The following is a 26,981-nucleotide window of genomic DNA, read 5'->3' as shown; positions in this document are numbered from 1 at the left end:
TCAGCGCACGACTGCCGGGCTGAATCGCTGCGCCTCGTCCCAAGCGTTTTCCCGAACATTCGTTCCACCGGCAGGCCGCCTCTTTTCGGCCCAGACAATAAGGAATTTCCCGATGAGCATGCTCAAAGACCCGTCTTCGAAATACCGCGCGTTCCCCGTCATCAATCTGCCGGATCGCACCTGGCCCTCGAAAACCATCGACGCCGCGCCGATCTGGTGCAGCTCCGACCTGCGTGACGGCAACCAGTCGCTCATCGAGCCGATGGACGCGGTGAAGAAGCTGCGCTTCTGGAAAACCCTCGTTCAGGTGGGTGTGAAGGAAATCGAAGCCTCGTTCCCGGCCGCTTCGCAAACCGACTTCGACTTCGTGCGTAGCCTGATCGAAGAAGGCCACATCCCGGACGACACCACCATTCAGGTGCTGACCCAGGGCCGTGAAGACTTGATCGAGCGCACCTTCGAATCCCTGCGCGGGGCGAAGAAAGCCATCGTCCACCTGTACAACGCCACCTCGCCTTCCTTCCGTCGCATCGTCTTCAACCAGGACAAGGACGGCATCAAGGCCATCGCGGTCAACGCCGCCAAGCTGTTCGTCAAGTACGCGGCGATGCAGCCGGACACCGAGTGGACTTTCGAATACTCCCCGGAAACCTTCAGCGCCACCGAGCTGGAGTTTGCCAAGGAAGTCTGTGACGCAGTGATCGAGGTCTGGAATCCGACGCCTGAGCACAAGATGATCCTCAACCTGCCGGCCACCGTTGAATGCGCGACCCCGAACGTCTACGCCGACCAGATCGAATGGTTCGGCCGCAACATCAACCGTCGTGACAGCGTGATCATCAGCCTGCACACCCACAACGATCGTGGCACCGGCGTCGCCGCCACCGAGCTGGGTCTGATGGCCGGCGCGGATCGTGTCGAAGGCTGCCTGTTCGGCAACGGCGAGCGTACCGGTAACGTCGACCTCGTTACTGTCGCACTGAACATGTACACCCAGGGCGTTGACCCTGAGCTGGACTTCTCCGACATCGACGGCGTGCGCAAAGTCGTCGAAGAGTGCAACCAGATCCAGGTGCACCCGCGCCACCCGTACGTCGGCGACCTGGTCCACACCGCATTCTCCGGCTCGCACCAGGACGCGATCCGCAAGGGCTTCGCCCAGCAGAAACCGGACACCCTGTGGGAAGTCCCGTACTTGCCGATCGACCCGGCAGACATCGGTCGCAGCTACGAGGCGGTGATTCGTGTGAACAGCCAGTCGGGCAAGGGCGGTATCGCCTACTTGCTGGAGCAGGAATACGGCATCAGCCTGCCGCGTCGTATGCAGATCGAGTTCAGCCAGGTGGTGCAGCGTGAAACCGATCGCCTCGGCCTGGAAATGACCGCCAAGCAGATTCACTCGCTGTTGATCAGCGAATACCTGCAAGCCAATACCCCGTACGCGCTGGTCAGCCATCGCCTGCAGGAAGAAAACGGCAACAGCGCCGTCGAAGTGGAAGTGGCGAGCAAGGGTCAGGGCGAAACCAACCTGCACTGGCGTGGCAAGGGCAACGGTGCGCTGGAAGCACTGGTGGCCGGCCTGCCGATTCCGGTGGAGATCATGGACTACAACGAACATGCGATCGGCGCGGGCACCAACGCCAAGGCCGCCGCGTATATCGAGCTGCGCGTGAATGGCGAGCGTGCGGTGCACGGCGTGGGTATCGATGAAAACATCACTACCGCCAGCTTCAAGGCGCTGTTCAGTGCGCTGAACCGCTCGTTGAGCCAGCCGGAAGCGAAAGCGGCCTAAGCCTTCGCTGACATGCAAAAAGGCCCCGGAGCGTGAACTCCGGGGCCTTTTTTTATGCCTGCTGGTTTTGTGTTGCCTGATCGGGCCTCTTCGCGAGCAAGCCCGCTCCCACAGGGTATTGCGTTCTACCTGTGGGAGCGGGCTTGCTCGCGAAAGCGGTCGCGAATATCAAGTGAGTTCGAAGGTATCCGCATCCAGATTGGCCGGAAAGCGCTCGCGATACGCCGCCAGTGGCGCGGCCTCCAGCACAACCTTGAACACCCCGTCCGCCTCCCCCGCCGCCAGCAACGTCTCACCCTGGAAATCCAGCACCTGACTGTCGCCGGTATAGGCAAAGCCCTTGCCGTCGGTGCCGATCCGGTTCACCGCCGCCACATAACACAGGTTTTCAATCGCCCGCGCCGGCAACAAGCGGTTCCAGTGCAGACGCCGCGCACCCGGCCAGTTGGCGGTGTACAGCAGCAGATCGGTGTCCTGCGCGTCGCGACTCCACACAGGGAAGCGCAGGTCGTAGCAAATCAACGGGCGGATACGCCAGCCCTTCAACTCGAACTGCACCTGACGCTCGCCGGGGGTGTAGTGATTGTGCTCACCCGCCATACGGAACAGGTGGCGCTTGTCGTAATGCCAGACTTCGCCGTCCGGGCGTGCCCACAGCAGGCGATTGCGATGGCTGCCGTCCGCCGCCTGAATGATCACGCTGCCGGTGATCACCGCATTCAGTTTCGCGGCCTGCGCCTTCATCCACTTGCTGGTCGGGCCATGCTCGGCTTCGGCGAGGGTTTCCGACTCCATCGAGAAGCCAGTGGTGAACATCTCCGGCAGGATGATCAGGTCGGCGCCTCGGGCCTGCTCCAGCAGCACCTCAAAGTGCTCGAGGTTGGCCTGACGGTCATGCCAGGCCAGACTGGTCTGGATCAGCGCCAGATTGAGATCGGGCAATGCACTCAGATCACGCATAGTTTTGCCGCTGCTTCGCGCAGCGTCTCCTCGCGTTTGGCAAAACACAGGCGCACCAGGCGCTGGCCTTGCGGTGGATTCTGATAGAACACCGACACCGGAATGCTCGCCACGCCGTGTTCGCGGGTCATCCAGATCGCCATGTCGACGTCGTTCAAGTCAGGGCGGATCTGCGAGTAGTCGACCAACTGAAAATACGTGCCGGTCACGCGGGTAAAAGTGAAGCGCGACGGCGCCAGCAAATCGCAGAACAGGTCGCGCTTGGCCTGATAGAAACCCGGAAGCTCTTCGACGTGTTCCGGGTGCTCGGCCATGTAATCGGCCAGGGCATATTGCAGCGGCGTGACACCGCAGAAACTGACGTACTGGTGCACTTTGCGCAGCTCGGCGGTCAGCGCCGGGGGCGCAACCACGTAACCGGTTTTCCAGCCGGTGACGTGGTAGGTCTTGCCGAACGAGCTGACCACGAAGGCGCGCTGATACAGCTCTTCGTGAGCCAACACACTGACATGCGGCACGCCGTCGAACACCAGGTGTTCGTACACCTCGTCGCTGATCAGGTAGATGTCACGACCACGGATCAATTCCGCCAGTTGATCCAGTTCGGCACGGCTGATCAGTGCACCGCTCGGGTTGTGCGGGGTGTTGATGACGATCATTTTCGTGCGCGAGCTGAGGGCCGCGGCGAGCTTGTCGAAATCGATGGAGAAATCGTGCGGGTTCAGTTGCACATGCACGCAGCGGCCGCCCGCCAACTGCGTCGCCGGTTCATAGCTGTCGTAGCACGGGTCGAACACGATGACTTCATCGCCGCTGTGGATAACCGCCTGAATCGCACAGAAGATCGCCTGGGTCGCACCCGGCGTCACGGTCACTTCGCTGTCGGCATCGACTTTCACGCCATAGCTGCGCGCGATTTTCGCCGCGATTTGCTCGCGCAGCGCCGGCAGACCGGTCATGGGTGAATACTGGTTACGGCCGCTGGCGATATGCCGACCGACCGCGTCACGCAGGGATTGTGGGCCGTCGAAATCAGGAAAACCCTGGGACAGGTTGATCGCTCCGGTCTGCGCCGCGAGCTGAGACATCTGCGTGAAAATAGTGATGCCGACATTCGGCAGCTTACTGGTGATCATCGAGGGGTTCCCTGCTCTACACCCGGCTCTGACGACGGCGCGGGAGAGCCCGAGAATAGCCCATTCGAATACGATAAAAAAAGTCGTTCCCTACGATGCGCGGCAATACGAAATCACAAAAAGGCACCTTGAACCTACTCGCGCCGGAGGAAAACGGATGAGTGGTCGCGCAATACGCCCTCCCCTGTAACTTCTGACAGTAGCGGTAAGTTGCAGCAAGCTTTTAACTGGGTCCACGGCTCAACCTCGTTATCTCAAGGAATCGCAGTGATGACAACACGAATGATCATTAAGGCAGGTAATCTGGATACCACGTTTGGCAAAGGCGGCAAGAAAAAACTCAAATTCAATTTCGGGAGTGCCTATCACGCCAATAGTCTTACACTCGCCAGCGAGGGCAGGATCTTTATTGCCGGCGACGTGGAACAGCCATCGGGCGATGACTTGCAGCAAAATTTCGCCATAACGTGCCTCAACCAGAAAGGTGAGCCTTACTTGCCTTTCAATAACGGTTATATGGCCGACCGCTTCAACCCCGATGACGCTCGACTGGCCTCTGCCTGTCAACGAATCTTCATAACCGGGTCGAAGGTAGTTCTAGCAGGTGTCTTTACTAATGACCGGCCAACGGATGTCCCCGCTTTTGCCAGACTGAACATGAACGGCCGTTACGACGAGCCATTCGGCAGGGGAGGAAGATATGTCTACAAGTTACCCTGTGACCCGAGCAGTTCAGTAGGCGCCTCACCCACCAGCATAGACAGGCAATCAACCGGTCATTTTGTCTTCGCCTTTGAGCATGTCTGGCATGACCTCGTCACACCGCATGCACTTAACTCGACCGCAGTACTGGCCAGAATCTCCCAAGACGCAAAGCTGGACAATAACTTTGCCCGGGGCAACGGACATCTCACGATCAAACCAGCACCTGGACACAACTTTCGCAAGAAGGGCCTGATCATCCAGAACGATGACCGTATTCTGGTATTTGGAGAACTTTCGGGAGAGAGCAGTGATGCGGTCATCTACCGATTCACGGCTGACGGCGAGATTGATCCGTCATTCGGAAGAGAGGGCGAACTGCGAAAGCCCGACTGGAACATCACCAGCATCGTCGCACTTCCCGGCGATCGTTTGTTGTGCGCTGGGTCACGGGGCGATCAAGCGCTGCTCGCTCGCCTGGAGGCTGACGGCAGTGACGACACCTTTAGAAGCGAGGTGAAGATTCACGATCGTTGCGCGTGGCTGAAGGCTTTGCAACAACCCGACAATACGACGCTGGTTGTGGGTTACGCCGAGAAAAACCTGAACGTTGTCCCGTTATTGGCGCGTTTTCTGGACAATGCTGAATTGGACCCGAACTTTGGCGAAGGCCAGGGCTGGGTAAGTGACGGCATGGGAAACATGCTTGAGCGTGCCATCGATCTCGCGGTGGACGACATTGGCCGAATTCTGGTGCTGGGAAAATCGCAAGGCTTGTCTCCGTATGCGGACTTCTTCCTGCTGCGCTACCAGGGTAGTAACGCCAAAGAGCGCTCAATGACAACCATCAGCCCATAAAAAAGGCGCCGCAAGCGGCGCCTTTCGGGTGAAGACCTGAATCACTTCTTGTCGCGGCGCTTCTTGCTGGCTTTCTTGTTGTGCGACATCAAGCGACGCTTCTTGTTGACCTGGCGGTCGGTCAGCGTGTTCTTGTTGCCTTCGTACGGGTTCTCGCCACCTTTGAACTCGATGCGGATCGGCGTACCGACCAGCTTCAGCACACGGCGGTAAGTGTTCTCCAGATAGCGCACATACGACTTCGGCACTTTCTCGATCTGGTTACCGTGGATCACGATGATCGGCGGGTTCGCACCACCCAGGTGAGCGTAACGCAGCTTGATCCGGCGGCTGTTGACCATCGGCGGCTGGTGCTCGCTGACCGCGTCTTCGAGAATCTGCGTCAGGCGGCTGGTCGGCCAGCGGGTAACCGCAGACTTGAACGAGTTCTGCACCGAGGCGTAGAGGTTGCCCACGCCAGTACCATGCAGCGCCGAGATGAAGTGAATGTCGGCGAAGTCGACGAAGAACAGCCGACGTTGCAGCTCGACCTTCACAAAGTCGCGCTCGCTCGGGGTCATGCCGTCCCATTTGTTGATTGCGATCACCAGCGCACGGCCGGCTTCGAGGGCAAAGCCCAGCAGGTTGAGGTCGTGATCGACCACACCTTCGCGGGCGTCCATCACGAAGATCACCACGTTGGCGTCTTTGATCGCCTGCAGGGTTTTGACCACGGAGAATTTTTCGACTTCTTCGTGGATCTTGCCGCGCTTGCGCACACCGGCGGTGTCGATCAGCGTGTACTTCTCGTCGTTACGCTCGAACGGAATGTAGATACTGTCGCGGGTGGTGCCGGGCTGGTCGTAGACGATGACGCGGTCTTCACCGAGCATGCGGTTGACCAAGGTCGACTTGCCGACGTTCGGACGGCCGATGATGGCGATCTTGATCCCGTCTTTTTCGCTCGGGCCAGGAATGCGCTTGGCTTCCTCACCCTCGGCGACGATCTCTTCTTCTTCGCCTTCCGCCGGTTCGTCATCATCACGCGGGAAATCGCTCAGTGCCGCTTCCAGCAGTTGAGTGATACCACGGCCGTGAGCACCGGCGATCGGGATCGCGTGGCCCATGCCCAGCGGGGCGAATTCAGCGCGGGCCATTTCCGGGTCGATGTTGTCGACCTTGTTGGCAACCACGTGGGAACGCTTGTTACGCTTGCGCAAGTGTTCGGCGATCATCTGGTCGGCGGCGGTGAAACCGGCCTTGGCATCTACCAGGAACAGCACAACATCCGCTTCTTCAATGGCCAGCAGCGACTGCTCGGCCATTTTTTCGTCCATACCGTGTTCGTCACCGGAGATACCGCCGGTGTCGATCAGAATGTAGGAACGCCCTTGCCACTTGGCCTCACCGTACTGGCGATCACGGGTCAGACCGGACAAGTCGCCGACGATGGCGTCGCGAGTCCTGGTCAGGCGGTTGAACAAGGTGGATTTGCCGACGTTTGGTCGGCCCACCAGGGCGATTACGGGAACCATGCGGCTCTCCACTTCGTTATTTCAGAAAATACAAAAGCCGCTGCGAGGCAGCGGCTGGTGCTCGGGGCAACACTGTGGGAGCGGGCTTGCTCGCGAAAGACCGTAGCAGCACCGCGTTTAATCAGGCTGTACGCGTCTTCGTTGACGCCCTTCGCGAGCAAGCCCGCTCCCACAAGTGAAGCTGCCTGGGGCGTTAACCCCAAGCATAGTTGTTACTTGATGGTCAGGGCTTCCAGTTTGCCGCTGTTGCCATACACATAGATCGTGTTGCCCACCACCAGCGGACGGGCACGCAGGCCGTCACTGTCGATACGCTCACGACCCACAAAACGACCGTCCACCTGGCTCAACAGGTGCAGGTAACCTTCCAGGTCACCGACGGCTACGTAGCTGGAGAACACTTCCGGAGCCGACAGTTGGCGGCGAGCCAGCGAGTCGTTGCTCCACAGTGCAGTGGTCGAACGCTCGTCAACGCCTTCCACGGTGCCCGAAGACAGGCTCACGTAGACGTTGCCGAAACCCTGGGCGACACCGGCATAGCTCGATGCATCGCGCTGCCACAATTGGCGACCGCTTTGCAGGTCGAGTGCCGCAACGCGGCCCTGATAGCTGGCGACGTACAGCGTTTCACCGGACAGCAGCAGACCGCCATCGATGTCGACCACGCGCTCCAGTTCCGAACGACCGGTTGGAATCGCGACCCGTTGTTCCCAGACCGGCACGCCGTTGGAAATGTCCAGGGCGACCACTTTACCGGTCGACAGGCCAGCCACCGCGAGGCGGTTGGTCACGACGGGGGCGCTGGTGCCGCGCAGGGTCAGTACCGCAGGGGTGCTGTCGTAGGTCCAGCGACGGTCGCCGGTAGCAGCGTCCAGGCCGATCAGGCGATCGTCCTGAGTCTGTACCACTACGACGTCACCGTTGTTGGCCGGTGGCGCGAGGACTTCGCTGGATACCCGGGCGCGCCACTTCTCTTCGCCGTTGATGGCGTCGAGGGCAACGATTTCACCCTTCAGGGTACCGATCGTGACCAGGCCGTAACCTACGCCAACGGCGCCGGAGACAGGCAGTTCAAGATCCTTTTTCCACTTCACGTCGCCATTGCTGCGATCCATGGCCATCAGCACGCCGGTCACGTCGGCGGCGTAGATGGTGTCACCATCGATCGCCGGCACCAGCATGTTGTAGGTTTCGCCCTGACCGTCACCGATCGAACGGCTCCACTGCTTTTGCAGCACCACTTCTTCTTTGAAGTCGGTCAGCTCGGCCGGTGGCAGTTCTTTTTTGCTGTTGCTGCTGCAACCCGCGGCCAGAATGGCCAGAGCCAGCAATGCTGCATGCTTCCAACGGATCACGTCACGCATCCCCTTTGGCCAGGTCGTCGAGCTTGATTTGAAGGCCACCGACTGCCGCTTCATCCGACAGTGCCGCCTTGGCTTTTTGATACGCGGTGTTCGCCTCGTCGGTACGACCCAGCTGAACCAGCAGATCACCCTTGAGTTCTTCGCGAGTGGCCAGGAACGCCTTGTCGGCATCGCCGTCGAGCAGCTTCAGGGCTTCATCGGCCTTGTTCTGCGCACCCAGCACCTGCGCCAGACGCTGACGGGCGATTTCGCCCAGCGCCGGGTTGGCCGGTTTGGCAACGATGGCTTTGAGTTCAGTCGCAGCGTCGTCCAGCTTGCCGCTGTCGACCGCTACTTTGGCCACGAACAGGCTGCCGTACTGCGCGTACGCGGTGCCGCCGAATTCGCTGTTGAGCTTGCCGGCCAGATCCGCAACGCGGGCAGCGTCAGGCTTGCCGTCCGGGGTCAGCGTGGTTTCCAGCAGTTGCTGATAGAGCACCGAGGCGCCTTGCGACTGGTTGCTCTGATACTTGTGAAAAGCCTGCCAGCCGAACACGATGACCAGCGCCAACAGGCCGCCAGTGACCAGAGGTTTGCCGTTGCGTGTCCACCAGTCCTTCAAATCCGCCAACTGTTCGTCTTCGGTACTCGACACCCCAATACTCCTTAATCGCTAAATCGGCTGTTTAGACAGCTTCAACCCTGCACGACGCAGGTGGCCAGGTGAGCGGCAAGCGCATCCCAGGCAATGCTTTGTTGTTCGCCCTGGCCACGCAGGGGTTTGAAACCTACCACTTGCTGGGCCATTTCGTCGTCACCCAGGATCAGTGCGTACAGCGCACCGCTCTTGTCGGCTTTCTTGAACTGGCTTTTGAAGCTGCCGGCGCCGGCATTGACTTGCAGACGCAGGTTTGGAAGCTGGTCACGCACACGCTCGGCCAGGGCCAGACCGGCCAGTTCGGCCTCCTCGCCAAAGGCGCAGAGGTAAACGTCGACCTGACGGGAGATTTCTTCCGGGATCAGCTCCAGGGTTTCGAGCATCAACACCAGACGCTCGATGCCCATGGCGAAACCCACGCCTGTAGTCGGCTTGCCGCCCATCTGCTCGACCAGACCGTCGTAACGACCGCCCGCGCAGACCGTGCCCTGGGCGCCGAGCTTGTCGGTGACCCATTCGAATACGGTTTTGCTGTAGTAATCGAGGCCGCGCACCAGTTTCGGGTTGAGCACGTACGGGATGCCAACCGCGTCCAGACGCGCCTTCAGACCTTCGAAGTGCGCACGGGATTCGTCGTCCAGGTAGTCGGCCATTTTCGGCGCATCGACCAGTACCGCCTGCGTGTCGGCATTCTTGGTGTCGAGCACGCGCAGCGGGTTGGTTTTCAGGCGACGCTGGCTGTCTTCGTCGAGCTTGTCGTGGTGCGCCGAGAGATACTCGACCAGCGCTTCACGATAGCGACCACGGGATTCGCTGGTGCCCAGGCTGTTGAGTTCGAGCTTGACCGCATCACGGATGCCCAGCTCGCCCCACAGGCGCCAGGTCATGATGATCAGCTCGGCATCGATGTCCGGACCGTCGAGGTTGAACACCTCCAGACCGATCTGGTGGAACTGGCGATAACGGCCTTTCTGCGGACGCTCGTGGCGGAACATCGGGCCGATGTACCAGAGTTTCTGCACCTGACCACCGCCGGTGATGCCGTGTTCGAGCACCGCACGCACGCACGCCGCGGTGCCTTCCGGACGCAGGGTCAGGGAGTCGCCGTTACGGTCTTCGAAGGTGTACATCTCTTTTTCGACGATGTCGGTCACTTCACCGATCGAGCGCTTGAACAGCTCGGTGAATTCGACGATCGGCATGCGGATCTGCTTGTAACCGTAGTTATCCAGCAGACGCGCGACAGTGCCCTCGAAATAACGCCACAACGGGGTCTGTTCGGGCAGGATGTCGTTCATGCCACGAATGGCTTGCAGAGACTTACTCACTTTAAATCCTTAAATTCATTCGGCTTTCAGTCAGGCTCAGCCGCGCGCGATGACCGCTGCGTCAGCTTCGACCTTCTCGGCCGCTTTCTCGCGGATCAGCTTTTCCAGCTCGTCCACCAGATTGTCATTCGTCAGTTTCTGCGACGGCTTGCCGTCGATGTAAATCAGGTTTGGCGTGCCGCCGGTCAAGCCGATATGGGCTTCCTTGGCTTCGCCGGGGCCGTTGACCACGCAACCGATCACCGCGACATCCAGCGGCACCAGCAGGTCTTCAAGGCGCCCTTCCAGCTCGTTCATGGTCTTGACCACATCGAAGTTCTGCCGCGAGCAGCTCGGGCAGGCGATGAAGTTGATGCCACGGGAACGCAGATGCAAAGACTTGAGAATGTCGTAACCGACCTTCACTTCCTCGACCGGATCGGCCGCCAGCGAGATGCGGATAGTATCGCCAATCCCCTCGGCGAGCAGCATACCTAGGCCCACGGCGGATTTCACTGTGCCCGAACGCAAACCACCGGCTTCGGTGATGCCCAGGTGCAGCGGCTGGACGATTTCTTTCGCCAGCAGACGGTAGGCTTCAACGGCCATGAACACGTCGGAGGCTTTCACGCTGACCTTGAAGTCCTGGAAATTCAGGCGCTCCAGGTGCTCGACGTGACGCAGCGCGGACTCGACCAGTGCAGCCGGGGTCGGTTCGCCGTATTTCTTCTGCAGGTCTTTTTCCAGCGAGCCGGCGTTGACGCCGATACGAATCGGAATCCCGCGGTCACGGGCGGCATCGACCACGGCACGCACCCGGTCTTCCCGACCGATGTTGCCCGGGTTGATGCGCAGGCAATCCACACCCAGTTCGGCGACGCGCAGTGCGATCTTGTAGTCGAAGTGGATGTCGGCAACCAGCGGCACCTTGACCAGTTGCTTGATCCTGCCGAACGCCTCGGCGGCGTCCATGTCCGGTACCGAAACGCGGACGATGTCGACGCCGGCGGCTTCCAGACGATTGATCTGGGCGACGGTGGCAGCCACATCATTGGTGTCGCTGTTGGTCATGCTCTGCACAGCGATGGGCGCATCGCCGCCAACAGGTACGTTACCGACCCAGATCTTGCGCGAAACGCGACGTTTGATTGGAGATTCGCCGTGCATGACTTATTGACCCAACTTCAGGCGAGCAGTCTCGCCACTGGTGAACGGAGCGATATCGACCGGTTGGCCGTTGTAGCTGACCTGTGCGGCGCGAGCCACACCCAGACGCACCGCCAGTGGCGGCTTGCCGGAAACCGAAACGCTGTCGCCTTTATGTTTCAGACCGCTGAACAGCACTTTGCCGCGACCATCGGTTACCTGTGCCCAGCAATCGGCGGTGAACTGCAGTTGCACCTGGCCGTCGCCAGCCGCTGGGACAGCTGCTTCTGCGGTCGGCGCAGAGGTAGCCGCTACCACTGGTGCGGTGACCGTCGGCGCTGGTGTGGCCGGGGCATTCGGTGCTGAAGTCGCCGGAGCAGTCACAACCGGAGCCGGTGTATGAACCGGTGCGGCTGGCGTGGTTGCAGCCGGGGCGGCTGGTGCGGTTGCCGGAGCAACCGGCTCGGCACCGGTCGATTCAGCGGTGGTTTCCGATTGCGGCAGGGCCAGCGCGGTTGCGCCTTCGGCCTGACCTTCGGCAACGGCCTGGTCTTCCGGCTCGTCGATCGGGTGAATCTGTGTGGTGCCGTCGGCGCCTTCGACTTCAACGTGCTCCGGGGCCAGGCTGGTCACGTCCTTGCTGCGCTGCGAGGTCTGATCCTGCCACCAGACGAAACCGCCGCCGATGACCGCGACCAGCAACAGCAGGCTGACAATACGCAAAATAGTGTGTGAAACCCGCACCGGCTCTTCGATACGACCCAGCGCATGCACGTTGCTGCCCTGTGAGTCGGTGCCGGTGGACTGGTCGAATTGCTGAACCAGAACAGTCTGATCCATCCCGAGCAATTTGGCATAAGCGCGAATGTAACCGCGAGCGAAGGTATGCCCCGGCAGCTTGTCGAAAGCGCCAGCTTCAAGATTGCTCAGGGAAGTCACGGTGAGGTTGAGCTTGAGGGCCACTTCGGCCAGCGACCAGCCATTGCTTTCGCGGGCCTGGCGCAAAGTCTCACCGGGATTAACGCGAGTCGCTGCTACAACTTCGGGATGCGCCGCTTTCATCATTGCTCCGACAGGTATTGCTGATATTCCGGCGTACCGGGATAGAGTCGTTTTAATTGCAGGCCATAACTGGCGGCCTTGTCGCGATCTTCAAACACTTTTGCCAGCCGAACGCCGAGCAATAGACTACGTGCATTTTGCTCGGTTAGCAGGCTGAAACGGTCGTAATAGTCACGCGCGGGCACATAATGCCTGTCTTCGAAGGACAACTCAGCCATTTCCAGCAAAGCGCGCGGTTGTTGACGGTTCAGCCGCAGGGCTTTTTCCAGTTGCTGCTGTGCCAGATCCCGCTGACCGAGTTTCGAGGCGGTCATGCCGAGGTTCTCGAAGACTCGCGAACGCTCAGGATACAGGGTATCGGCGGCTGCCTGCTCAAAACGCTCGTAGGCTTCCTTGTAACGCTGTTCTTCGTAGAGAAAACTGCCGTAGTTATTGAGGATTCGTGCATCGGTGGGACGCGAGGACAGGGCTTTGCGGAAATGTTCGTCGGCCAGCTTCGGCTCCATTTCGGCCTGGAACACCAGGCCGAGGGCAGCGTTGGCATCAGGATCGGAGCCGTCCAGCTCCAGCGCCTTCTTCAGCGGCACCTTGGCGCGCTCGGTCATCCCTTGCTGCAAGTATCCCAGTCCCAGCTGCACGTAGGCGGCACGCGCCTCGTCGCGGCCCTTGCTGGTCTTCATCGGGTTGTAGTCACCCGACAGGACACAACCAGCACACAGGCTGGCCATCAGCAACAGCAGCGCAAAGCGCAGGGACATAGAGATCCTCTCTTAGTTAGTGTTCGCGGCGTTCTGTGCCAGATCGCTGTCGGCGCTCAACTCGCGCACGGCGATGTAACGTTCACTGCGACGGGTGCGATCCAGCACCTGCCCTACCAATTGACCACACGCAGCGTCGATGTCTTCACCACGGGTGGTGCGGACAGTGACGTTAAAGCCGGCCTGATGCAACTGATCCTGGAACCGACGAATGGCGTTGTTGCTCGGCCGTTCGTAACCGGAATGCGGGAACGGGTTGAACGGAATCAGGTTGATCTTGCATGGAATGTCTTTGAGCAGCTCGATCATTTCCACGGCGTGCTCAAGCTTGTCGTTGACGTCCTTGAGCAAGGTGTACTCGATGGTCAGCACGCGTTTCTCGCCCAGGGCGGACATGTAGCGCTGGCACGACTCGAGCAGCATCTTAAGCGGATATTTCTTGTTGATCGGCACCAATTGGTTACGCAATGCGTCATTCGGTGCGTGCAGGGACAACGCCAGGGAGACGTCGATGTGCTTGGCCAGCTCATCGATCATCGGCACCACGCCCGAAGTGGACAGGGTCACGCGGCGCTTGGAGATCCCGTAACCGAGGTCATCCATCATCAGATGCATGGCGGCCACGACGTTGTCGAAGTTCAGCAGCGGTTCGCCCATGCCCATCATCACCACGTTGGTGATGGCGCGGTCGATGGTGGCGGGAACACTGCCGAAGGATTTGTTGGCAATCCACACCTGACCGATGACTTCGGCGGCGGTGAGGTTGCTGTTGAAGCCTTGCTTGCCGGTGGAGCAGAAACTGCAGTCCAGGGCACAGCCTGCCTGGGACGAAACGCACAGAGTGCCGCGTTTGCCCTGGGGAATGTAGACGGTCTCGACACAGCTGCCGGACGCCACGCGCACCACCCACTTGCGGGTGCCGTCGCTGGAAATGTCCTCGCTGACCACTTCGGGACCACGGACTTCAGCAATAGCCTTGAGCTTGTCGCGCAAGGCTTTGCTGACGTTCGTCATGGCGTCGAAATCATCGACGCCAAAGTGGTGAATCCATTTCATTACCTGACCGGCACGGAAACGCTTCTCCCCGATTGAGTCGAAGAATTTTTCCATTTCCGGCTGGGTCAGACCCAGCAGGTTTGTTTTAACAGTCGATGTAGTCATGGATTCACCTTCACTCCTTAAGCAATGCTTAGCGAGTGGTTACTTCAGTAGCTGCGAAGAAGTACGAGATTTCGCGAGCAGCAGCGGCTTCGGAGTCCGAACCGTGAACGGCGTTGGCGTCGATCGACTCAGCGAAGTCAGCACGGATGGTGCCGGCAGCAGCTTCTTTAGGGTTGGTAGCGCCCATCAGCTCACGGTTCAGAGCGATAGCGTTTTCGCCTTCCAGAACCTGAACAACAACAGGACCGGAGATCATGAAAGCAACCAGGTCGCCGAAGAAACCGCGCTCTTTGTGCTCAGCGTAGAAGCCTTCAGCTTCGGCTTTGGACAGCTGCTTCATTTTCGAAGCAACCACTTTCAGACCAGCCTTTTCGAAACGGGTAACGATTTCGCCGGCAGCGCCTTTTTTAACAGCGTCAGGCTTGATGATGGAGAAAGTACGTTGAACAGCCATGGTGTAACTCCAGAAACGGTAATTTGCGAAAAATTAAACCCGCGAATTATACGCGGGTTCTTGGGTATTGCCTAACCTGCGAGACGATCAGTCCAATTCTGCGGCCCAAAGCTCCTGAACCCTTTCCAACACCTTCTCGCCAACGCGGCCAGAGGTCTTATCGAAGTCAGGCAGCTCCTCGATCATATGCTGCAGACGGACGAAACCTACAGAGTACGGATCGAGCCCCTCATGGGTCTCGGCCAGCTCTTCTGCAATACGTTGAACATCATTCCAACCGTAGCTCATGACAGTCTTACCAGTCAGTGCGGCGCTTCGGCCGCATGGTTAAGCGAATATTTCGGAATCTCGACGGTGATGTCTTCTTCACCAACGATAGCCTGACAGGCCAGGCGCGATTGCGCTTCCAGACCCCAGGCGCGATCGAGGAAGTCTTCTTCCAGCTCGTCCGCCTCTTCCAGCGAGTCGAAACCCTCGCGGATGATGCAGTGGCAAGTGGTGCAGGCGCAGACGCCGCCGCAGGCGCTTTCCATCTCGATGTGGTGTTCGTGAGCCAGCTCGAGAATCGAAGTGCCGGGCTCGGCCTCGACGACCATGCCTTCAGGGCAGAACTTCTCGTGGGGCAGAAAAATGACCTGCGGCATCAGATATCCTCGATTTCATTCAGATTGCGCCCCGACAGAGCGGCTTTCACCGTCAGATCCATGCGGCGGGCAGCAAAAGCATCGGTCACTTGCGACAGACGTTTGGTCTGCTGCTCGATGGCGTAACCATCGGTGCCTTTCATCAGTTCGGCCAGTTCCTGCATCTGCAGCTCGATGACCATGCGCTCTTCGGCGTCGAGCAAACGCTCGCCATCGGCCTCCAGAGCGCCCTGCACCGCTTCGATCAGGCGCTGGGCATCAACTTGCTGCTCGCGCAGGACACGGGCGACCTTGTCGTCATTGGCGTGCTGGAACGAGTCCTTGAGCATCTTGGCGATTTCACCGTCGGTCAGACCGTAGGACGGCTTGACCTGAATGCTCGCCTCGACGCCCGAACCCAGTTCGCGGGCAGACACGCTGAGCAGGCCGTCGGCATCGACCTGGAAGGTCACGCGAATCTTCGCCGCACCGGCCACCATCGCTGGAATGCCGCGCAGTTCGAAGCGCGCCAGGGAGCGGCAATCGCTGATCAGCTCGCGCTCACCCTGCAGCACATGGATCGCCATGGCCGACTGGCCGTCTTTATAAGTAGTGAAGTCCTGCGCACGGGCGACCGGGATGGTGGTGTTGCGCGGAATCACCTTTTCCATCAGACCGCCCATGGTTTCCAGCCCAAGGGACAGTGGAATCACGTCGAGCAGCAGCAGTTCGCCGCCATCGCGCTTGTTGCCAGCCAGCGTATCCGCCTGGATCGCGGCCCCGATGGCCACCACTTGATCCGGGTCGATTTCCGTCAATGGCTGACGACCGAAGGCTTCGGCGACGGCTTCACGAACGCGCGGCACACGGGTCGAACCACCGACCATGACCACGGCATGCACGTCTTCCAGCTCGATACCGGAATCACGCACAGCGCGGCGGCAGGCTTTCAGGCTGCGAGCAACCATCGGCTCGATCAGCGCATCGAAGGCTTCGCGGGTCAGCTGCGCTTTCCAGTCACCGTAGGCGACTTCAACGCTGGCCGCATCGGTCAGGGCTTCTTTGGCCGCACAGGCGGTTTGCAGCAGATTGCGTTGTGCGCCCGGGTCGAGATCGGCAGACAGGCCGGCGCTCTCGATAATCCAGCCGGCAATCGCGTGATCGAAGTCATCGCCGCCCAGCGCGCTGTCGCCGCCGGTGGCCAGCACTTCGAAAACACCGCCAGTCAGACGCAGAATCGAAATATCGAACGTTCCGCCGCCCAGGTCATAGATTGCGACCAGACCTTCGGCGTGTTGATCCAGGCCATACGCCACGGCGGCAGCGGTCGGCTCGTTGAGCAGACGCAGCACATTCAGACCGGCGAGTTTCGCCGCATCCTTGGTGGCCTGGCGCTGAGCATCGTCGAAATACGCCGGAACGGTGATCACCGCACCGACCAGCTCGCCACCCAGGGTCGCTTCAGCACGCTGACGCAAAACCTTGAGGATATCGGCAGAGACTTCGACCGGGCTTTTCGGACCTTGTACGGTGTCGATGAACGGCATGTGCGATTCGCCGCCGACAAAGCGGTATGGCAGTTGCTCGCCCAATTGCTTGACGTCGGACAGACCACGCCCCATCAGGCGCTTGACCGACAGCACAGTATTCAAGGGATCGGAGGACGCGGCCAGTTTGGCCGATTCGCCAACCTCGACGCGGTCGGCGTGATAACGCACGGCGGACGGCAGGATGACCTGCCCGTCAGCGTCGGCCAGTGGCTCGGAAAGACCACTGCGCAACGCAGCGACCAGCGAATTGGTAGTGCCCAAGTCGATCCCCACAGCCAGACGACGCTGGTGCGGTTGAGGACTTTGGCCGGGTTCGGCGATCTGCAGTAGGGCCATCGTGATCAGGACTTATCTGTATATCAGGCGTGCGACCGGAGCGGCACTGGGTTAATCGTCGAGGCGCTCTTCTAACTGGCGCACTTCGTAGGTGAGCTTGTCGAGGAACTGCATGCGCCGCATCAGGCGTTCGGCCTGTTCGCGTTGCGCCGCATCATCCCAACAGGCTGCGAAGCTTTCGTTCAACTGTTCCTGAGCCACCTTCAGGCGACGCTTGAATACCGCGACACCGTCGAGATCGGCGCTGTCCTGGAGGTCTTCGAGCTCTTCGCGCCATTGCATCTGCTGCAAGAGAAACTCGGGGTCATGGACCGTGACTTCCATCGGCACTTCATGCCCGCTGATGGTCAGCAGGTAGCGTGCACGCTGGGCAGGACTCTTGAGCGTCTGATACGCGTCGTTAAGCCGCGCAGACTGCTCGAGCGCTGAGCGCTGCTCGCGCTCGGAAGCGTCGGCAAAGCGGTCAGGATGAACACCGCGCGCCAACTCACGGTAGCGCGTGGCCAACTGCTCGAGATCCAGGCGAAAGCTCGGTTGCAGCTCGAATAAAGCGAAATGACAAGGAATACCCACGACAAGCCTCAGATGTTGAAGCTTTCGCCGCAGCCACATTCACCGCGTACGTTGGGGTTGTTGAACTTGAAGCCTTCATTCAACCCTTCCTTGACGAAATCGAGCTCGGTGCCGTCCAGGTAAGCCAGGCTTTTCGGGTCGATGATCACTTTCTCGCCGTGACTTTCGAACACCTGATCCTCGGCAACCACCTCGTCGACAAACTCCAGCACGTAGGCAAGGCCGGAACAGCCCGTGGTGCGAACACCCAGACGAATCCCTTCACCTTTGCCGCGCCCGTCGAGGGAGCGTCGCACGTGTCGAGCAGCCGCTTCTGTCATGCTGATAGCCATCGTTGACTCCTTACTCGTCGCGCAATGCTTAGATCAAGCCTTTCTTCTGCTTGTAGTCGCGAACAGCCGCTTTGATAGCGTCTTCAGCGAGTACCGAGCAGTGGATTTTCACTGGCGGCAGAGCCAGTTCTTCGGCCAGCTGAGTGTTCTTGATGGTCTCGGCTTCGTCCAGCGTCTTGCCCTTCATCCACTCGGTGGCCAGGGAGCTGGAAGCGATTGCCGAACCGCAGCCGTAGGTCTTGAACTTGGCGTCTTCGATAACGCCCTGATCGTTGACCTTGATCTGCAGACGCATCACGTCGCCGCACGCCGGAGCGCCGACCATGCCGGTGCCGACATCCGGGTCTTCCGCGTTCATCTTGCCGACGTTGCGCGGGTTTTCGTAGTGGTCGATGACCTTTTCGCTGTAAGCCATGGTGCTTAATCCTCACTCATCAGAGAGTCGCTCTTTAAGCCCTGCAACCTGGGGTCGCAGGGCCGGTTCGCGGCGACTTGAAATCAGTGTGCCGCCCACTCGATTTTCGAAATGTCGACACCGTCTTTGTACATGTCCCACAGCGGCGACAGAGCGCGCAGCTTGGTAACGGCCTCGCAGACTTTCTGCGCGGCGTAGTCGATTTCTTCTTCGGTGGTGAAACGGCCGAAGGTGAAACGGATCGAGCTGTGTGCCAGTTCGTCGTTGCGGCCGAGGGCGCGCAGAACGTACGAAGGCTCCAGGGACGCCGAGGTGCAGGCCGAACCGGACGATACCGCCAGATCCTTGAGCGCCATGATCAGCGACTCGCCTTCAACGTAGTTGAAGCTCAGGTTCAGGTTGTGCGGAACGCGGGCGGTCAGGCTGCCGTTGACGTACAGCTCTTCCAGATGCTCGACCTGCTTGTAGAAGCGGTCGCTCAGGGCTTTGATGCGCACGTTTTCGGCAGCCATGTCTTCCTTGGCTACACGGAACGCTTCGCCCATGCCGACGATCTGGTGGGTCGCCAAGGTGCCGGAACGCATGCCACGTTCGTGACCGCCACCGTGCATGGTCGCTTCGATGCGCACACGCGGCTTGCGGCTGACGTACAGCGCGCCGATGCCTTTAGGGCCGTAGGTTTTGTGGGCGGAGAACGACATCATGTCGACTTTCAGCTTCTGCAGGTCAATGTCGACCTTGCCAGTGGACTGAGCCGCGTCAACATGCAGCAGAACGCCCTTGGAGCGGGTCAGTTCGCCGATGGCAGCGATGTCGTTGATGGTGCCGATTTCGTTGTTCACGTGCATCACCGACACCAGAATGGTGTCTTCGCGCAGTGCCGCTTCGATCATCGCAGGGGTGATCAGACCGTCTTCAGTCGGCTCGAGGTAGGTCACTTCGAAACCTTCACGCTCCAGTTGGCGCATGGTGTCGAGAACGGCCTTGTGTTCGATCTTGCTGGTGATCAGGTGCTTGCCTTTGGAGCCATAGAAATGCGCCGCACCCTTGATCGCCAGGTTGTCGGATTCGGTGGCACCGGATGTCCAGACGATTTCACGCGGGTCAGCGTTGACCAGATCGGCCACCTGACGACGGGCGTTTTCGACGGACTCTTCAGCTTTCCAGCCGAACACGTGGGAACGGGACGCCGGGTTACCGAAGTTTCCGTCGACCAGCAGGCATTCACTCATCTTTTGCGCAACGCGCGGATCGACCGGGGTGGTCGCAGAGTAATCAAGGTAAATCGGCAATTTCATGGACTATCTCCTAAATCAGGCTGGCTGGCGTGCCGCTAGCTCTTTGGCTGTCATTCGACGGCGGACGCTTCAATCTTGTCCAGGCGCGGCGCCTTGCCATTGCAACGACGCTGATCCTGACGCTGGGCCACTTCCTGCACCTCACGGCGAGTTACGAGGTCGGCCAAGCTGATACCGCTGAGAAATTCGTGAATCTGCAGGCTCAGGTCGCACCACAGGTGATGAGTCAGGCAGGTGTCGCCGGAATGGCAGTCGCCCTGGCCCTGGCACTTTGTAGCATCGACCGATTCGTTGACCGCATCGATCACCTGAGCCACCTGGATGCCCTGCATGTCGCGCGACAGCTGGTAACCACCGCCTGGACCGCGAACACTGGAAACCAGGTTACTGCGGCGCAGCTTGGCGAAAAGCTGTTCGAGATAGGACAGGGAGATGCCTTGGCGCTCGGAGATATCGGCCAGGGACACCGGCCCGTGCTGCGCGTGCAAAGCCAGGTCAAGCATGGCGGTCACGGCGTATCGGCCTTTTGTAGTCAGTCGCATGGACAATTACCACGGAGTTCAGAATGGGCGGGAGTATGCAATTCCCGAGCATTTAAGTCAACTATAAGACCTAGTGCTTTAGTCGGGTTTACCCGCAAAAGAGCGCGCGCATCATAGCAAAGGCTGGCGGCGTACAGCCAGCGCAACCGCGAGATCGTTCTTCGCGAGCAGGCTCGCTCCCACACTGGAAAGCATTCACCAGCGGGAGCGAGCCTGCTCGCGAAACGCGGCGCCCCGGTTTAGCTGGCCTGGCTCTGATCCTTGCCCTTCACGCAAGCGAAATCTTCTTCGCGCAGCTCAGGCAGATCTTTCGCACAGTAATTACTGCCCAGATCCTTCAGCGCGCCGCACATCCCCTCCAGCCGCCCGTCCACCGCTTGCAGGTGATCGAGCAACTGACCGATGGCACGAGCCACCGGGTCGGGCATGTCTTCGCTGACGCCATAGGCGTCGAAACCAATCTTCTCGGCCATCGCCTTGCGCTTGGCGTCCTGCTCTTCATCGGTTTTGACGATGATCCGCCCCGGAATCCCCACCACTGTGGCGCCCGGCGGCACTTCCTTGGTGACCACTGCATTGGAGCCGACTTTCGCGCCAGCCCCCACCGTGAATGGCCCGAGTACTTTGGCACCAGCCCCCACGACAACCCCATCACCCAGCGTCGGGTGGCGCTTGCCCTTGTTCCAACTGGTGCCGCCGAGGGTTACGCCCTGATAAATGGTCACGTCATCGCCGATCTCGGCGGTTTCACCAATGACGATGCCCATGCCGTGGTCAATGAAAAAGCGCCGACCAACTTTGGCACCCGGATGAATCTCGATCCCGGTCAGCCAGCGACCGAAGTTCGACACCAGCCGCGCCAACCATTTCAGCTCGTTGCGCCACAGCATCCCGGCCAACCGATGAATCCAGATCGCGTGCATACCGGGGTAGCAGGTCAGGACTTCAAAAGCGTTACGCGCCGCCGGGTCCCGATGGAATACGCTCTGGATATCTTCACGCAAACGCTCAAACATCATTCAGTCCTTCCGCTTAAGAAGCTCACCACGGGCCGCTTTTTGGGTTTCCGTGAGGATGCCACGCAAAATATTCATTTCCGCCCGGCTGACCGAGCTGCGTCCGTACAATCGGCGCAGGCGCGCCATCAAGTGCCTTGGCTTTTCCGGATCGAGGAATTCGATGGCAACCAGCGTCTGCTCCAGATGCTCGTAAAAGCGCTCCAGCTCATCCATGGTCGCGAGTTCGGCGCTTTTCACCGAGGCCACTTCTTCTTTCTCGATCTTGGTCGGCTGCCCTTGAGCGGCCAGCCAGGCCATGCGCACTTCGTAGCTCAACACCTGCACCGCCGCCCCGAGGTTCAACGAGCTGAACTCAGGATCGGAGGGGATGTGCACGTGAAAGTGACATCGCTGCAGCTCCTCGTTGGTCAGGCCGGAGTCTTCACGACCGAACACCAACGCGATTTGTGCGCCCTGCCCCGCTTCCTCGACCACTTTGCTCCCGCATTCGCGGGGATCGAGCAGCGGCCAGGGAATGCGGCGGTCACGGGCGCTGGTGCCGAGCACCAGATTGCAGCCGACCAAAGCGTCTTCCAGAGTGGCGACGACTTGGGCGTTTTCAAGAATGTCACCGGCACCGGAAGCACGCGCATCGGCTTCGTGGTGCGGAAACAACCGCGGTTCGACCAGCACCAGCCGCGACAGACCCATGTTTTTCATGGCGCGCGCGGCCCCGCCGATGTTGCCGGGGTGGCTGGTATTGACCAGGACGACACGAATGTTCTGCAGCAAGGGAGGCGCTCTCGGACACAGGAAAGGGGTGCAAATCTTACAGAACAGCCTACCGTTAAGCTATGAAAGCGAACAGCGACCTTCACCTGAAGAAAAGTTCTGATAGAATGCGCGGCTTTCTTTAACAACCTTAGGTGACACATCCATGCAGCCCATGCTGAATATCGCGCTGCGCGCCGCCCGCAGCGCCAGTGAACTGATCTTCCGCTCCATCGAGCGCCTGGATACCATCAAGGTCGACGAAAAAGACGCCAAGGATTATGTATCCGAGGTCGATCGCGCCGCCGAACAGAAAATCATCGATGCTCTGCGCAAGGCTTACCCGAATCACTCGATCCAGGGTGAAGAGACCGGCATGCATGTCGGTAACGGCATCGAAGGCGAAGAGTACCTGTGGATCATCGATCCACTGGACGGCACCACCAACTTCCTGCGTGGCATTCCTCACTTTGCCGTCAGCATTGCCTGCAAATACCGTGGTCGCCTGGAACACGCTGTGGTTCTGGACCCGGTTCGCCAGGAAGAATTCACCGCCAGCCGTGGTCGCGGCGCTCAACTGAACGGTCGTCGTCTGCGCGTCAGCGGTCGCACCAGCCTCGACGGCGCTCTGCTGGGTACTGGCTTCCCGTTCCGTGACGACCAGATGGACAACCTCGACAACTACCTGGGCATGTTCCGCGCCCTGGTTGGCCAGACTGCCGGCATCCGCCGCGCCGGCTCCGCCAGCCTGGACCTGGCCTACGTGGCTGCCGGTCGTTTCGACGCGTTCTGGGAGTCGGGCCTGTCCGAGTGGGACATGGCTGCCGGCGCCCTGCTGATTCAAGAAGCTGGCGGCCTGGTGAGCGACTTCACCGGCGGTCACGATTTCCTTGAGAAAGGCCACATCGTTGCCGGCAACACCAAATGCTTCAAGGCAGTCCTGACGGCGATCCAGCCGCACCTGCCGGCTTCGCTGAAGCGTTAAGCTTCCCGCGAAAAGCAAAAAGCACCCTTCGGGGTGCTTTTTTTATGCCTGCGATTTCAGCCTCCACTCGAATCCACTGTGGGAGCGGGCTTACTCGCGAAGGCGGCGCGTCAGCCAACATTAATTCTGGATGGTAGACCGCATTCGCGAGCAAGCCCGCTCCCACAGGGTCTTTGTGGTGAGGCTTGAATGGCAGGCACAAAAAAGCACCCCGCAGGGTGCTCTTTTTTAAACGATCAGACGGTTATTGAGCCGGCTGATTCTGCGACAGAATCAACTTACCTTCCTTGTCCACCGGAATCTGGTTGCCCGGATCACGGTCCATCCGCACTTTGCCTTCCTTGCCATCCAGCGAATAACGCACGTCGTAACCGACAACCTTGTCGCTGATGTCATTCACGGTGTTACAGCGAGTCTGGGTGGTGGTGTAGGTATCGCGGTTCTGCATGCCTTCCTGCACCTTGTTACCGGCATAACCGCCACCGACCGCGCCAGCGACCGTGGCAATCTTCTTGCCGGTACCGCCGCCGATCTGGTTACCCAGCAAACCACCCGCTACCGCACCAATCGCGGTACCGAGGATCTGGTGTTGATCCTTGACCGGCGCCTGGCGGGTTACAGCAACATCCTTGCACACTTCACGTGGAGTCTTGATCTGTGTTTTGACCGGCTCAACGGCCAGCACTTGCGCATACTCAGGGCCGCTTTTAACCAGGCTGTAGGTGGCAACAGCACCCCCGGCAGTCACACCGACAGCACCCAATACCGCACCAACCAGCAACGACTTGTTCACATGAACCTCCTGACCATCACATGCGGGACGCGCCCGCGCTTCTCCCAGCCTTGGAGCATAAAAAAAGGCGCGAGTTCAACTCGCGCCTTTTTCGGGCTGACAACCGGTGAAGCGATGGCCGTTATGGACGGTCGTCGACTTCCTTCTCGGTGTTGGCCGGAGGAATCAGATCCTCGGTGCTCAGGTTCAGCCAGATCAGCACCACGTTCGCGATGTAGATCGACGAGTAGGTACCCGCCAGAACGCCGATGAACAGGGCGATGGAGAAACCGAACAGGTTGTCGCCACCGAAGAACAGCAGCGCAGCGATCGCCAGCAAGGTGGAGATCGACGTTGCCATGGTCCGCAGCAGGGTCTGAGTGGTCGAGATGTTGATGTTCTCGATCAGCGAAGCCTTGCGCAGCACACGGAAGTTTTCACGAACCCGGTCGAACACGACGATGGTGTCGTTCAGCGAGTAACCGATGATCGCCAGTACCGCCGCCAGAACCGTCAGGTCGAAGGTGATCTGGAAGAACGACAGGATACCGACAGTCACGATCACGTCGTGAATCAGCGAAACGATCGCGCCGACCGCGAATTTCCACTGAAAGCGGAAAGCCAGGTAGATCAGGATGCCGCCGAGCGCCAGCAGCATGCCGAGGCCGCCCTGGTCGCGCAGTTCTTCACCGACCTGCGGGCCGACGAACTCGACACGCTTGACCGTCGCCGGGTTGTCGCCGCCGACTTTCTGCAAAGCCTCGGCCACCTGGTGACCCAACTGCGGGTCTTCACCCGGCATGCGCACCAGCAGGTCAGTGGTTGCACCAAAGCTCTGCACGATGGCTTCGTGGTAACCGGAAGTCACCAGCTCTTCACGCACTTTGGTGACGTCGGCCGGACGCTCGTAGGTCAGCTCGATGAGCGTACCGCCGGTGAAGTCCAGGCCCCAGTTCATGCCCTTGTGGAAAACGCTGAACAAGGCCAGAACGGTGAGAAACACAGTGACGCCGAACGCAAAGTTGCGAACGCCCATGAAGTTGATTGTACGTAACATGGCAGCCCCTTAAATCCACAACTTCTTGAAGTCACGTCCGCCGAAGATCAGGTTGACCATTGCGCGGGTCACCATGATGGCCGTGAACATCGAGGTAAAGATCCCGAGGGACATGGTCACTGCGAAGCCCTTCACCGGGCCGGTGCCCATGGCGAAGAGGATGCCGCCGACCAGCAGAGTGGTCAGGTTGGCGTCGAGAATCGCGGTGAATGCCCGGCCGAAGCCTTCGTTGATTGCACGCTGCACGGTCATGCCGGCTGCGATCTCTTCACGGATCCGCGAGAAGATCAGCACGTTGGCGTCGACCGCCATACCCATGGTCAGGACGATACCGGCGATACCCGGCAGGGTCAGCGTTGCACCCAGCAGCGACATCAGCGCCAGCAGCAGCACCATGTTCACCGCCAGCGCGACCGTGGCGATCAAACCGAAGAAGCGGTAGATGGCGATGATGAACAGCGAGACGAACAGCATGCCCCACAGCGATGCATCGATACCTTTGGTGATGTTGTCAGCACCCAGGCTCGGACCGATTGTGCGCTCTTCAGCGAAGTACATCGGCGCGGCCAGACCACCGGCACGCAGCAGCAGCGCCAGCTCGGACGATTCACCCTGGCCGTTCAGGCCGGTGATGCGGAACTGCGCGCCCAGCGGCGACTGAATGGTCGCCAGGCTGATGATCTTCTTCTCTTCCTTGAAGGTCTGCACCGGCACGTCTTTCTCGACGCCATCAACAACCTGCTTAACGTAGGTGGTCACCGGACGCTGTTCGATGAAGATCACCGCCATGCTGCGGCCGACGTTCGAACGGGTCGCGCGGCTCATCAGCTCGCCACCGTGACCGTCCAGACGGATGTTCACTTCAGGTGTGCCGTGCTCGCCGAAACCAGCCTTGGCGTCGGTTACCTGGTCACCGGTGATGATCAGGCCACGCTCGATCTGCGCAGGAGGACGCTTGCCTTCACGGAACTCGAAGGTCTCGGAAGTGGCTTTCGAAGCACCCGGCTCTGCAGCCAGACGGAACTCGAGGTTGGCGGTCTTGCCGAGAATACGTTTGGCTTCGGCAGTGTCCTGCACGCCCGGCAGCTCAACCACGATGCGGTTGGCGCCCTGACGCTGAACGATCGGTTCGGCAACACCCAGCTCGTTGACGCGGTTACGTACCGTGGTCAAGTTCTGCTTGATGGAGTATTCACGGATTTCCGCCAGCTTGGCCGGGGTCATCGCCAGACGCAGCACCGGTTGACCGTTGAGGTCGGCCGGAACAATGTCGAAATCGTTGAAGTTCTTGCGGATCAGCGCACGGGCCTGTTCGCGGGAGTCAGCATCGCTGAAGCCCAACTGAATGGCGCCGCCCAGTTGTGGCAGGCTGCGATAGCGCAGCTTCTCTTTGCGCAGCAGGCTCTTGACGTCGCCTTCGTAGACTTTCAGGCGGGCGTCGAGGGCTTTGTCCATGTCCACTTCCAGCAGGAAGTGCACACCACCGGACAAGTCCAGACCCAGCTTCATCGGGTGCGCGCCGAGGTTGCGCAGCCATTGCGGGGTGGTCTGTGCCAGGTTCAGTGCGACGACGTAGTCATCACCCAATGCCTTGCGCACAACGTCTTTGGCCGGCAGCTGGTCTTCAGCCTTGGTCAGACGGATCAGACCGCCCTTGCCGTTGGCGGCCAGCGAAGCTGCCTTGACGTTGATCCCGGACTCACGCAGCGCGGTGCTGACGCGATCCAGATCGGCTTGATTGACCTGCAGTGCCGTGCTGGCGCCGCTGATCTGAATGGCCGGGTCATCGGGGTATAGATTGGGAGCGGAATAAATCAGACCGACCGCCAGCACCGCCAGGATCAGAATGTATTTCCACAGAGGATATTTGTTCAGCAT

General features: G+C 59.8%; 27 protein-coding genes. 3 read left to right on the top strand and 24 right to left on the bottom strand.

Annotated features, from left to right (window positions below; all coding sequences use genetic code 11):
* The first annotated feature begins 112 nt into the window (after positions 1-112).
* On the top strand, positions 113-1,792 hold the full coding sequence (leuA, locus tag J1G18_RS15365; protein ID WP_223008011.1) for a 2-isopropylmalate synthase: 1,680 nt from the start codon (positions 113-115) through the stop codon (positions 1,790-1,792).
* A gap of 168 nt (positions 1,793-1,960) precedes the next feature.
* Here leuA and J1G18_RS15360 read toward each other — a convergent pair whose 3' ends face one another.
* Together J1G18_RS15360 and J1G18_RS15355 are read right to left on the bottom strand one after the other, a co-directional pair.
* The gene (locus tag J1G18_RS15360; protein ID WP_098965474.1) at positions 1,961-2,752 is read right to left on the bottom strand and encodes an amidohydrolase; all 792 of its coding nucleotides are present in this window, start codon (positions 2,750-2,752) and stop codon (positions 1,961-1,963) included.
* Positions 2,740-3,888, bottom strand: coding sequence for a pyridoxal phosphate-dependent aminotransferase (locus tag J1G18_RS15355; protein WP_223008010.1), 1,149 nt, complete (start codon positions 3,886-3,888; stop codon positions 2,740-2,742). The genes J1G18_RS15360 and J1G18_RS15355 overlap by 13 nt, the downstream gene beginning before the upstream one ends.
* 270 nt (positions 3,889-4,158) lie before the next feature.
* On the opposite strand from J1G18_RS15355, the gene J1G18_RS15350 reads away from it, so the two are divergent.
* A complete protein-coding gene (locus J1G18_RS15350) occupies positions 4,159-5,448 on the top strand; it encodes a hypothetical protein (RefSeq protein WP_223008009.1) in 1,290 nt (429 codons plus the stop codon).
* Positions 5,449-5,489: 41 nt separating this feature from the next.
* Here J1G18_RS15350 and der read toward each other — a convergent pair whose 3' ends face one another.
* The 19 genes from der to trmJ all read right to left on the bottom strand — a co-directional run bounded on the left by der (position 5,490) and on the right by trmJ (position 22,310).
* Entirely contained in the window at positions 5,490-6,962 is a 1,473-nt protein-coding gene (gene der, locus J1G18_RS15345) for a ribosome biogenesis GTPase Der (protein WP_027612132.1), read from the bottom strand.
* 212 nt (positions 6,963-7,174) lie between these two features.
* Positions 7,175-8,326 (bottom strand): outer membrane protein assembly factor BamB, encoded by a 1,152-nt coding sequence (gene bamB / locus J1G18_RS15340; protein ID WP_027612133.1) that lies wholly within the window; start codon positions 8,324-8,326, stop codon positions 7,175-7,177.
* Positions 8,319-8,960 carry a tetratricopeptide repeat protein gene (locus J1G18_RS15335; protein ID WP_007964436.1) on the bottom strand — a complete coding sequence of 214 codons (642 nt, stop codon included), beginning with the start codon at positions 8,958-8,960 and terminating at the stop codon, positions 8,319-8,321. Before J1G18_RS15335 ends, bamB begins: the two co-directional genes overlap by 8 nt.
* Positions 8,961-9,001: 41 nt before the next feature.
* Positions 9,002-10,291 (bottom strand): histidine--tRNA ligase, encoded by a 1,290-nt coding sequence (hisS, locus tag J1G18_RS15330; RefSeq protein ID WP_223008008.1) that lies wholly within the window; start codon positions 10,289-10,291, stop codon positions 9,002-9,004.
* Positions 10,292-10,327: 36 nt separating this feature from the next.
* A complete protein-coding gene (ispG, locus tag J1G18_RS15325) occupies positions 10,328-11,437 on the bottom strand; it encodes a flavodoxin-dependent (E)-4-hydroxy-3-methylbut-2-enyl-diphosphate synthase (protein WP_007964434.1) in 1,110 nt (369 codons plus the stop codon).
* A 3-nt stretch (positions 11,438-11,440) separates the two neighbouring features.
* Positions 11,441-12,478, bottom strand: a complete 1,038-nt coding sequence (locus J1G18_RS15320; RefSeq protein WP_098965479.1) for a helix-turn-helix domain-containing protein — start codon at positions 12,476-12,478, stop codon at positions 11,441-11,443.
* Entirely contained in the window at positions 12,478-13,236 is a 759-nt protein-coding gene (gene pilW, locus J1G18_RS15315) for a type IV pilus biogenesis/stability protein PilW (protein ID WP_007964430.1), read from the bottom strand. Before pilW ends, J1G18_RS15320 begins: the two co-directional genes overlap by 1 nt.
* Positions 13,237-13,248: 12 nt before the next feature.
* Positions 13,249-14,397, bottom strand: a complete 1,149-nt coding sequence (rlmN, locus tag J1G18_RS15310; RefSeq protein ID WP_003227893.1) for a 23S rRNA (adenine(2503)-C(2))-methyltransferase RlmN — start codon at positions 14,395-14,397, stop codon at positions 13,249-13,251.
* A 28-nt stretch (positions 14,398-14,425) separates the two neighbouring features.
* Complete coding sequence (gene ndk, locus J1G18_RS15305; protein WP_098965481.1) at positions 14,426-14,851, bottom strand: nucleoside-diphosphate kinase; 426 nt, start codon at positions 14,849-14,851, stop codon at positions 14,426-14,428.
* Positions 14,852-14,938: 87 nt separating this feature from the next.
* Entirely contained in the window at positions 14,939-15,139 is a 201-nt protein-coding gene (gene iscX / locus J1G18_RS15300) for a Fe-S cluster assembly protein IscX (protein WP_003227895.1), read from the bottom strand.
* Positions 15,140-15,153: 14 nt separating this feature from the next.
* Positions 15,154-15,495 (bottom strand): ISC system 2Fe-2S type ferredoxin, encoded by a 342-nt coding sequence (gene fdx, locus J1G18_RS15295; RefSeq protein WP_007964424.1) that lies wholly within the window; start codon positions 15,493-15,495, stop codon positions 15,154-15,156.
* Positions 15,495-17,360 (bottom strand): Fe-S protein assembly chaperone HscA, encoded by a 1,866-nt coding sequence (gene hscA, locus J1G18_RS15290; RefSeq protein WP_003227899.1) that lies wholly within the window; start codon positions 17,358-17,360, stop codon positions 15,495-15,497. The genes fdx and hscA overlap by 1 nt, the downstream gene beginning before the upstream one ends.
* 51 nt (positions 17,361-17,411) lie before the next feature.
* Entirely contained in the window at positions 17,412-17,933 is a 522-nt protein-coding gene (gene hscB, locus J1G18_RS15285) for a co-chaperone HscB (protein WP_003227901.1), read from the bottom strand.
* Between the two features lie 8 nt (positions 17,934-17,941).
* Entirely contained in the window at positions 17,942-18,265 is a 324-nt protein-coding gene (iscA, locus tag J1G18_RS15280; RefSeq protein WP_003227904.1) for an iron-sulfur cluster assembly protein IscA, read from the bottom strand.
* A 28-nt stretch (positions 18,266-18,293) separates the two neighbouring features.
* On the bottom strand, positions 18,294-18,680 hold the full coding sequence (gene iscU, locus J1G18_RS15275) for a Fe-S cluster assembly scaffold IscU (protein ID WP_003227907.1): 387 nt from the start codon (positions 18,678-18,680) through the stop codon (positions 18,294-18,296).
* Positions 18,681-18,763: 83 nt separating this feature from the next.
* On the bottom strand, positions 18,764-19,978 hold the full coding sequence (locus J1G18_RS15270; protein ID WP_007964423.1) for an IscS subfamily cysteine desulfurase: 1,215 nt from the start codon (positions 19,976-19,978) through the stop codon (positions 18,764-18,766).
* 50 nt (positions 19,979-20,028) lie between these two features.
* Positions 20,029-20,520, bottom strand: coding sequence for a Fe-S cluster assembly transcriptional regulator IscR (gene iscR, locus J1G18_RS15265; protein WP_007956690.1), 492 nt, complete (start codon positions 20,518-20,520; stop codon positions 20,029-20,031).
* 239 nt (positions 20,521-20,759) lie between these two features.
* Positions 20,760-21,536 (bottom strand): serine O-acetyltransferase, encoded by a 777-nt coding sequence (gene cysE / locus J1G18_RS15260; protein WP_003227913.1) that lies wholly within the window; start codon positions 21,534-21,536, stop codon positions 20,760-20,762.
* Between the two features lie 3 nt (positions 21,537-21,539).
* Complete coding sequence (gene trmJ, locus J1G18_RS15255; protein ID WP_027612138.1) at positions 21,540-22,310, bottom strand: tRNA (cytosine(32)/uridine(32)-2'-O)-methyltransferase TrmJ; 771 nt, start codon at positions 22,308-22,310, stop codon at positions 21,540-21,542.
* 145 nt (positions 22,311-22,455) lie between these two features.
* Between trmJ and suhB the strand changes: the two genes are divergently transcribed.
* On the top strand, positions 22,456-23,274 hold the full coding sequence (gene suhB / locus J1G18_RS15250; protein WP_003227916.1) for an inositol-phosphate phosphatase: 819 nt from the start codon (positions 22,456-22,458) through the stop codon (positions 23,272-23,274).
* Positions 23,275-23,518: 244 nt separating this feature from the next.
* On the opposite strand, the gene J1G18_RS15245 is transcribed toward suhB, so the two are convergent.
* The 3 genes from J1G18_RS15245 to secD all read right to left on the bottom strand — a co-directional run bounded on the left by J1G18_RS15245 (position 23,519) and on the right by secD (position 26,981).
* On the bottom strand, positions 23,519-24,067 hold the full coding sequence (locus J1G18_RS15245; protein WP_027612139.1) for a glycine zipper 2TM domain-containing protein: 549 nt from the start codon (positions 24,065-24,067) through the stop codon (positions 23,519-23,521).
* A gap of 121 nt (positions 24,068-24,188) precedes the next feature.
* Complete coding sequence (gene secF / locus J1G18_RS15240; protein ID WP_139054231.1) at positions 24,189-25,103, bottom strand: protein translocase subunit SecF; 915 nt, start codon at positions 25,101-25,103, stop codon at positions 24,189-24,191.
* A 9-nt stretch (positions 25,104-25,112) separates the two neighbouring features.
* Positions 25,113-26,981 (bottom strand): protein translocase subunit SecD, encoded by a 1,869-nt coding sequence (gene secD, locus J1G18_RS15235; RefSeq protein WP_003227922.1) that lies wholly within the window; start codon positions 26,979-26,981, stop codon positions 25,113-25,115.

Origin of the sequence: Pseudomonas sp. MIS38 (assembly GCF_019891575.1) — a bacterium.
Classification (GTDB): Bacteria; Pseudomonadota; Gammaproteobacteria; order Pseudomonadales; family Pseudomonadaceae; genus Aquipseudomonas; species Aquipseudomonas putida_A.
This window is presented reverse-complemented; position numbering and strand designations above follow the sequence as displayed.

Bases quoted from the DNA above. Each gene is read 5' to 3' on its own strand.
- leuA (WP_223008011.1), top strand. From the start codon at position 113: ATGAGCATGCTCAAAGACCCGTCTTCGAAATACCGCGCGTTCCCCGTC.
- J1G18_RS15360 (WP_098965474.1), bottom strand. From the start codon at position 2,752: ATGCGTGATCTGAGTGCATTGCCCGATCTCAATCTGGCGCTGATCCAG.
- J1G18_RS15355 (WP_223008010.1), bottom strand. From the start codon at position 3,888: ATGATCACCAGTAAGCTGCCGAATGTCGGCATCACTATTTTCACGCAG.
- J1G18_RS15350 (WP_223008009.1), top strand. From the start codon at position 4,159: ATGACAACACGAATGATCATTAAGGCAGGTAATCTGGATACCACGTTT.
- der (WP_027612132.1), bottom strand. From the start codon at position 6,962: ATGGTTCCCGTAATCGCCCTGGTGGGCCGACCAAACGTCGGCAAATCC.
- bamB (WP_027612133.1), bottom strand. From the start codon at position 8,326: ATGCGTGACGTGATCCGTTGGAAGCATGCAGCATTGCTGGCTCTGGCC.
- ispG (WP_007964434.1), bottom strand. From the start codon at position 11,437: ATGCACGGCGAATCTCCAATCAAACGTCGCGTTTCGCGCAAGATCTGG.
- J1G18_RS15320 (WP_098965479.1), bottom strand. From the start codon at position 12,478: ATGAAAGCGGCGCATCCCGAAGTTGTAGCAGCGACTCGCGTTAATCCC.
- pilW (WP_007964430.1), bottom strand. From the start codon at position 13,236: ATGTCCCTGCGCTTTGCGCTGCTGTTGCTGATGGCCAGCCTGTGTGCT.
- rlmN (WP_003227893.1), bottom strand. From the start codon at position 14,397: ATGACTACATCGACTGTTAAAACAAACCTGCTGGGTCTGACCCAGCCG.
- ndk (WP_098965481.1), bottom strand. From the start codon at position 14,851: ATGGCTGTTCAACGTACTTTCTCCATCATCAAGCCTGACGCTGTTAAA.
- iscX (WP_003227895.1), bottom strand. From the start codon at position 15,139: ATGAGCTACGGTTGGAATGATGTTCAACGTATTGCAGAAGAGCTGGCC.
- fdx (WP_007964424.1), bottom strand. From the start codon at position 15,495: ATGCCGCAGGTCATTTTTCTGCCCCACGAGAAGTTCTGCCCTGAAGGC.
- hscA (WP_003227899.1), bottom strand. From the start codon at position 17,360: ATGGCCCTACTGCAGATCGCCGAACCCGGCCAAAGTCCTCAACCGCAC.
- iscA (WP_003227904.1), bottom strand. From the start codon at position 18,265: ATGGCTATCAGCATGACAGAAGCGGCTGCTCGACACGTGCGACGCTCC.
- iscU (WP_003227907.1), bottom strand. From the start codon at position 18,680: ATGGCTTACAGCGAAAAGGTCATCGACCACTACGAAAACCCGCGCAAC.
- J1G18_RS15270 (WP_007964423.1), bottom strand. From the start codon at position 19,978: ATGAAATTGCCGATTTACCTTGATTACTCTGCGACCACCCCGGTCGAT.
- iscR (WP_007956690.1), bottom strand. From the start codon at position 20,520: ATGCGACTGACTACAAAAGGCCGATACGCCGTGACCGCCATGCTTGAC.
- cysE (WP_003227913.1), bottom strand. From the start codon at position 21,536: ATGTTTGAGCGTTTGCGTGAAGATATCCAGAGCGTATTCCATCGGGAC.
- suhB (WP_003227916.1), top strand. From the start codon at position 22,456: ATGCAGCCCATGCTGAATATCGCGCTGCGCGCCGCCCGCAGCGCCAGT.
- secF (WP_139054231.1), bottom strand. From the start codon at position 25,103: ATGTTACGTACAATCAACTTCATGGGCGTTCGCAACTTTGCGTTCGGC.
- secD (WP_003227922.1), bottom strand. From the start codon at position 26,981: ATGCTGAACAAATATCCTCTGTGGAAATACATTCTGATCCTGGCGGTG.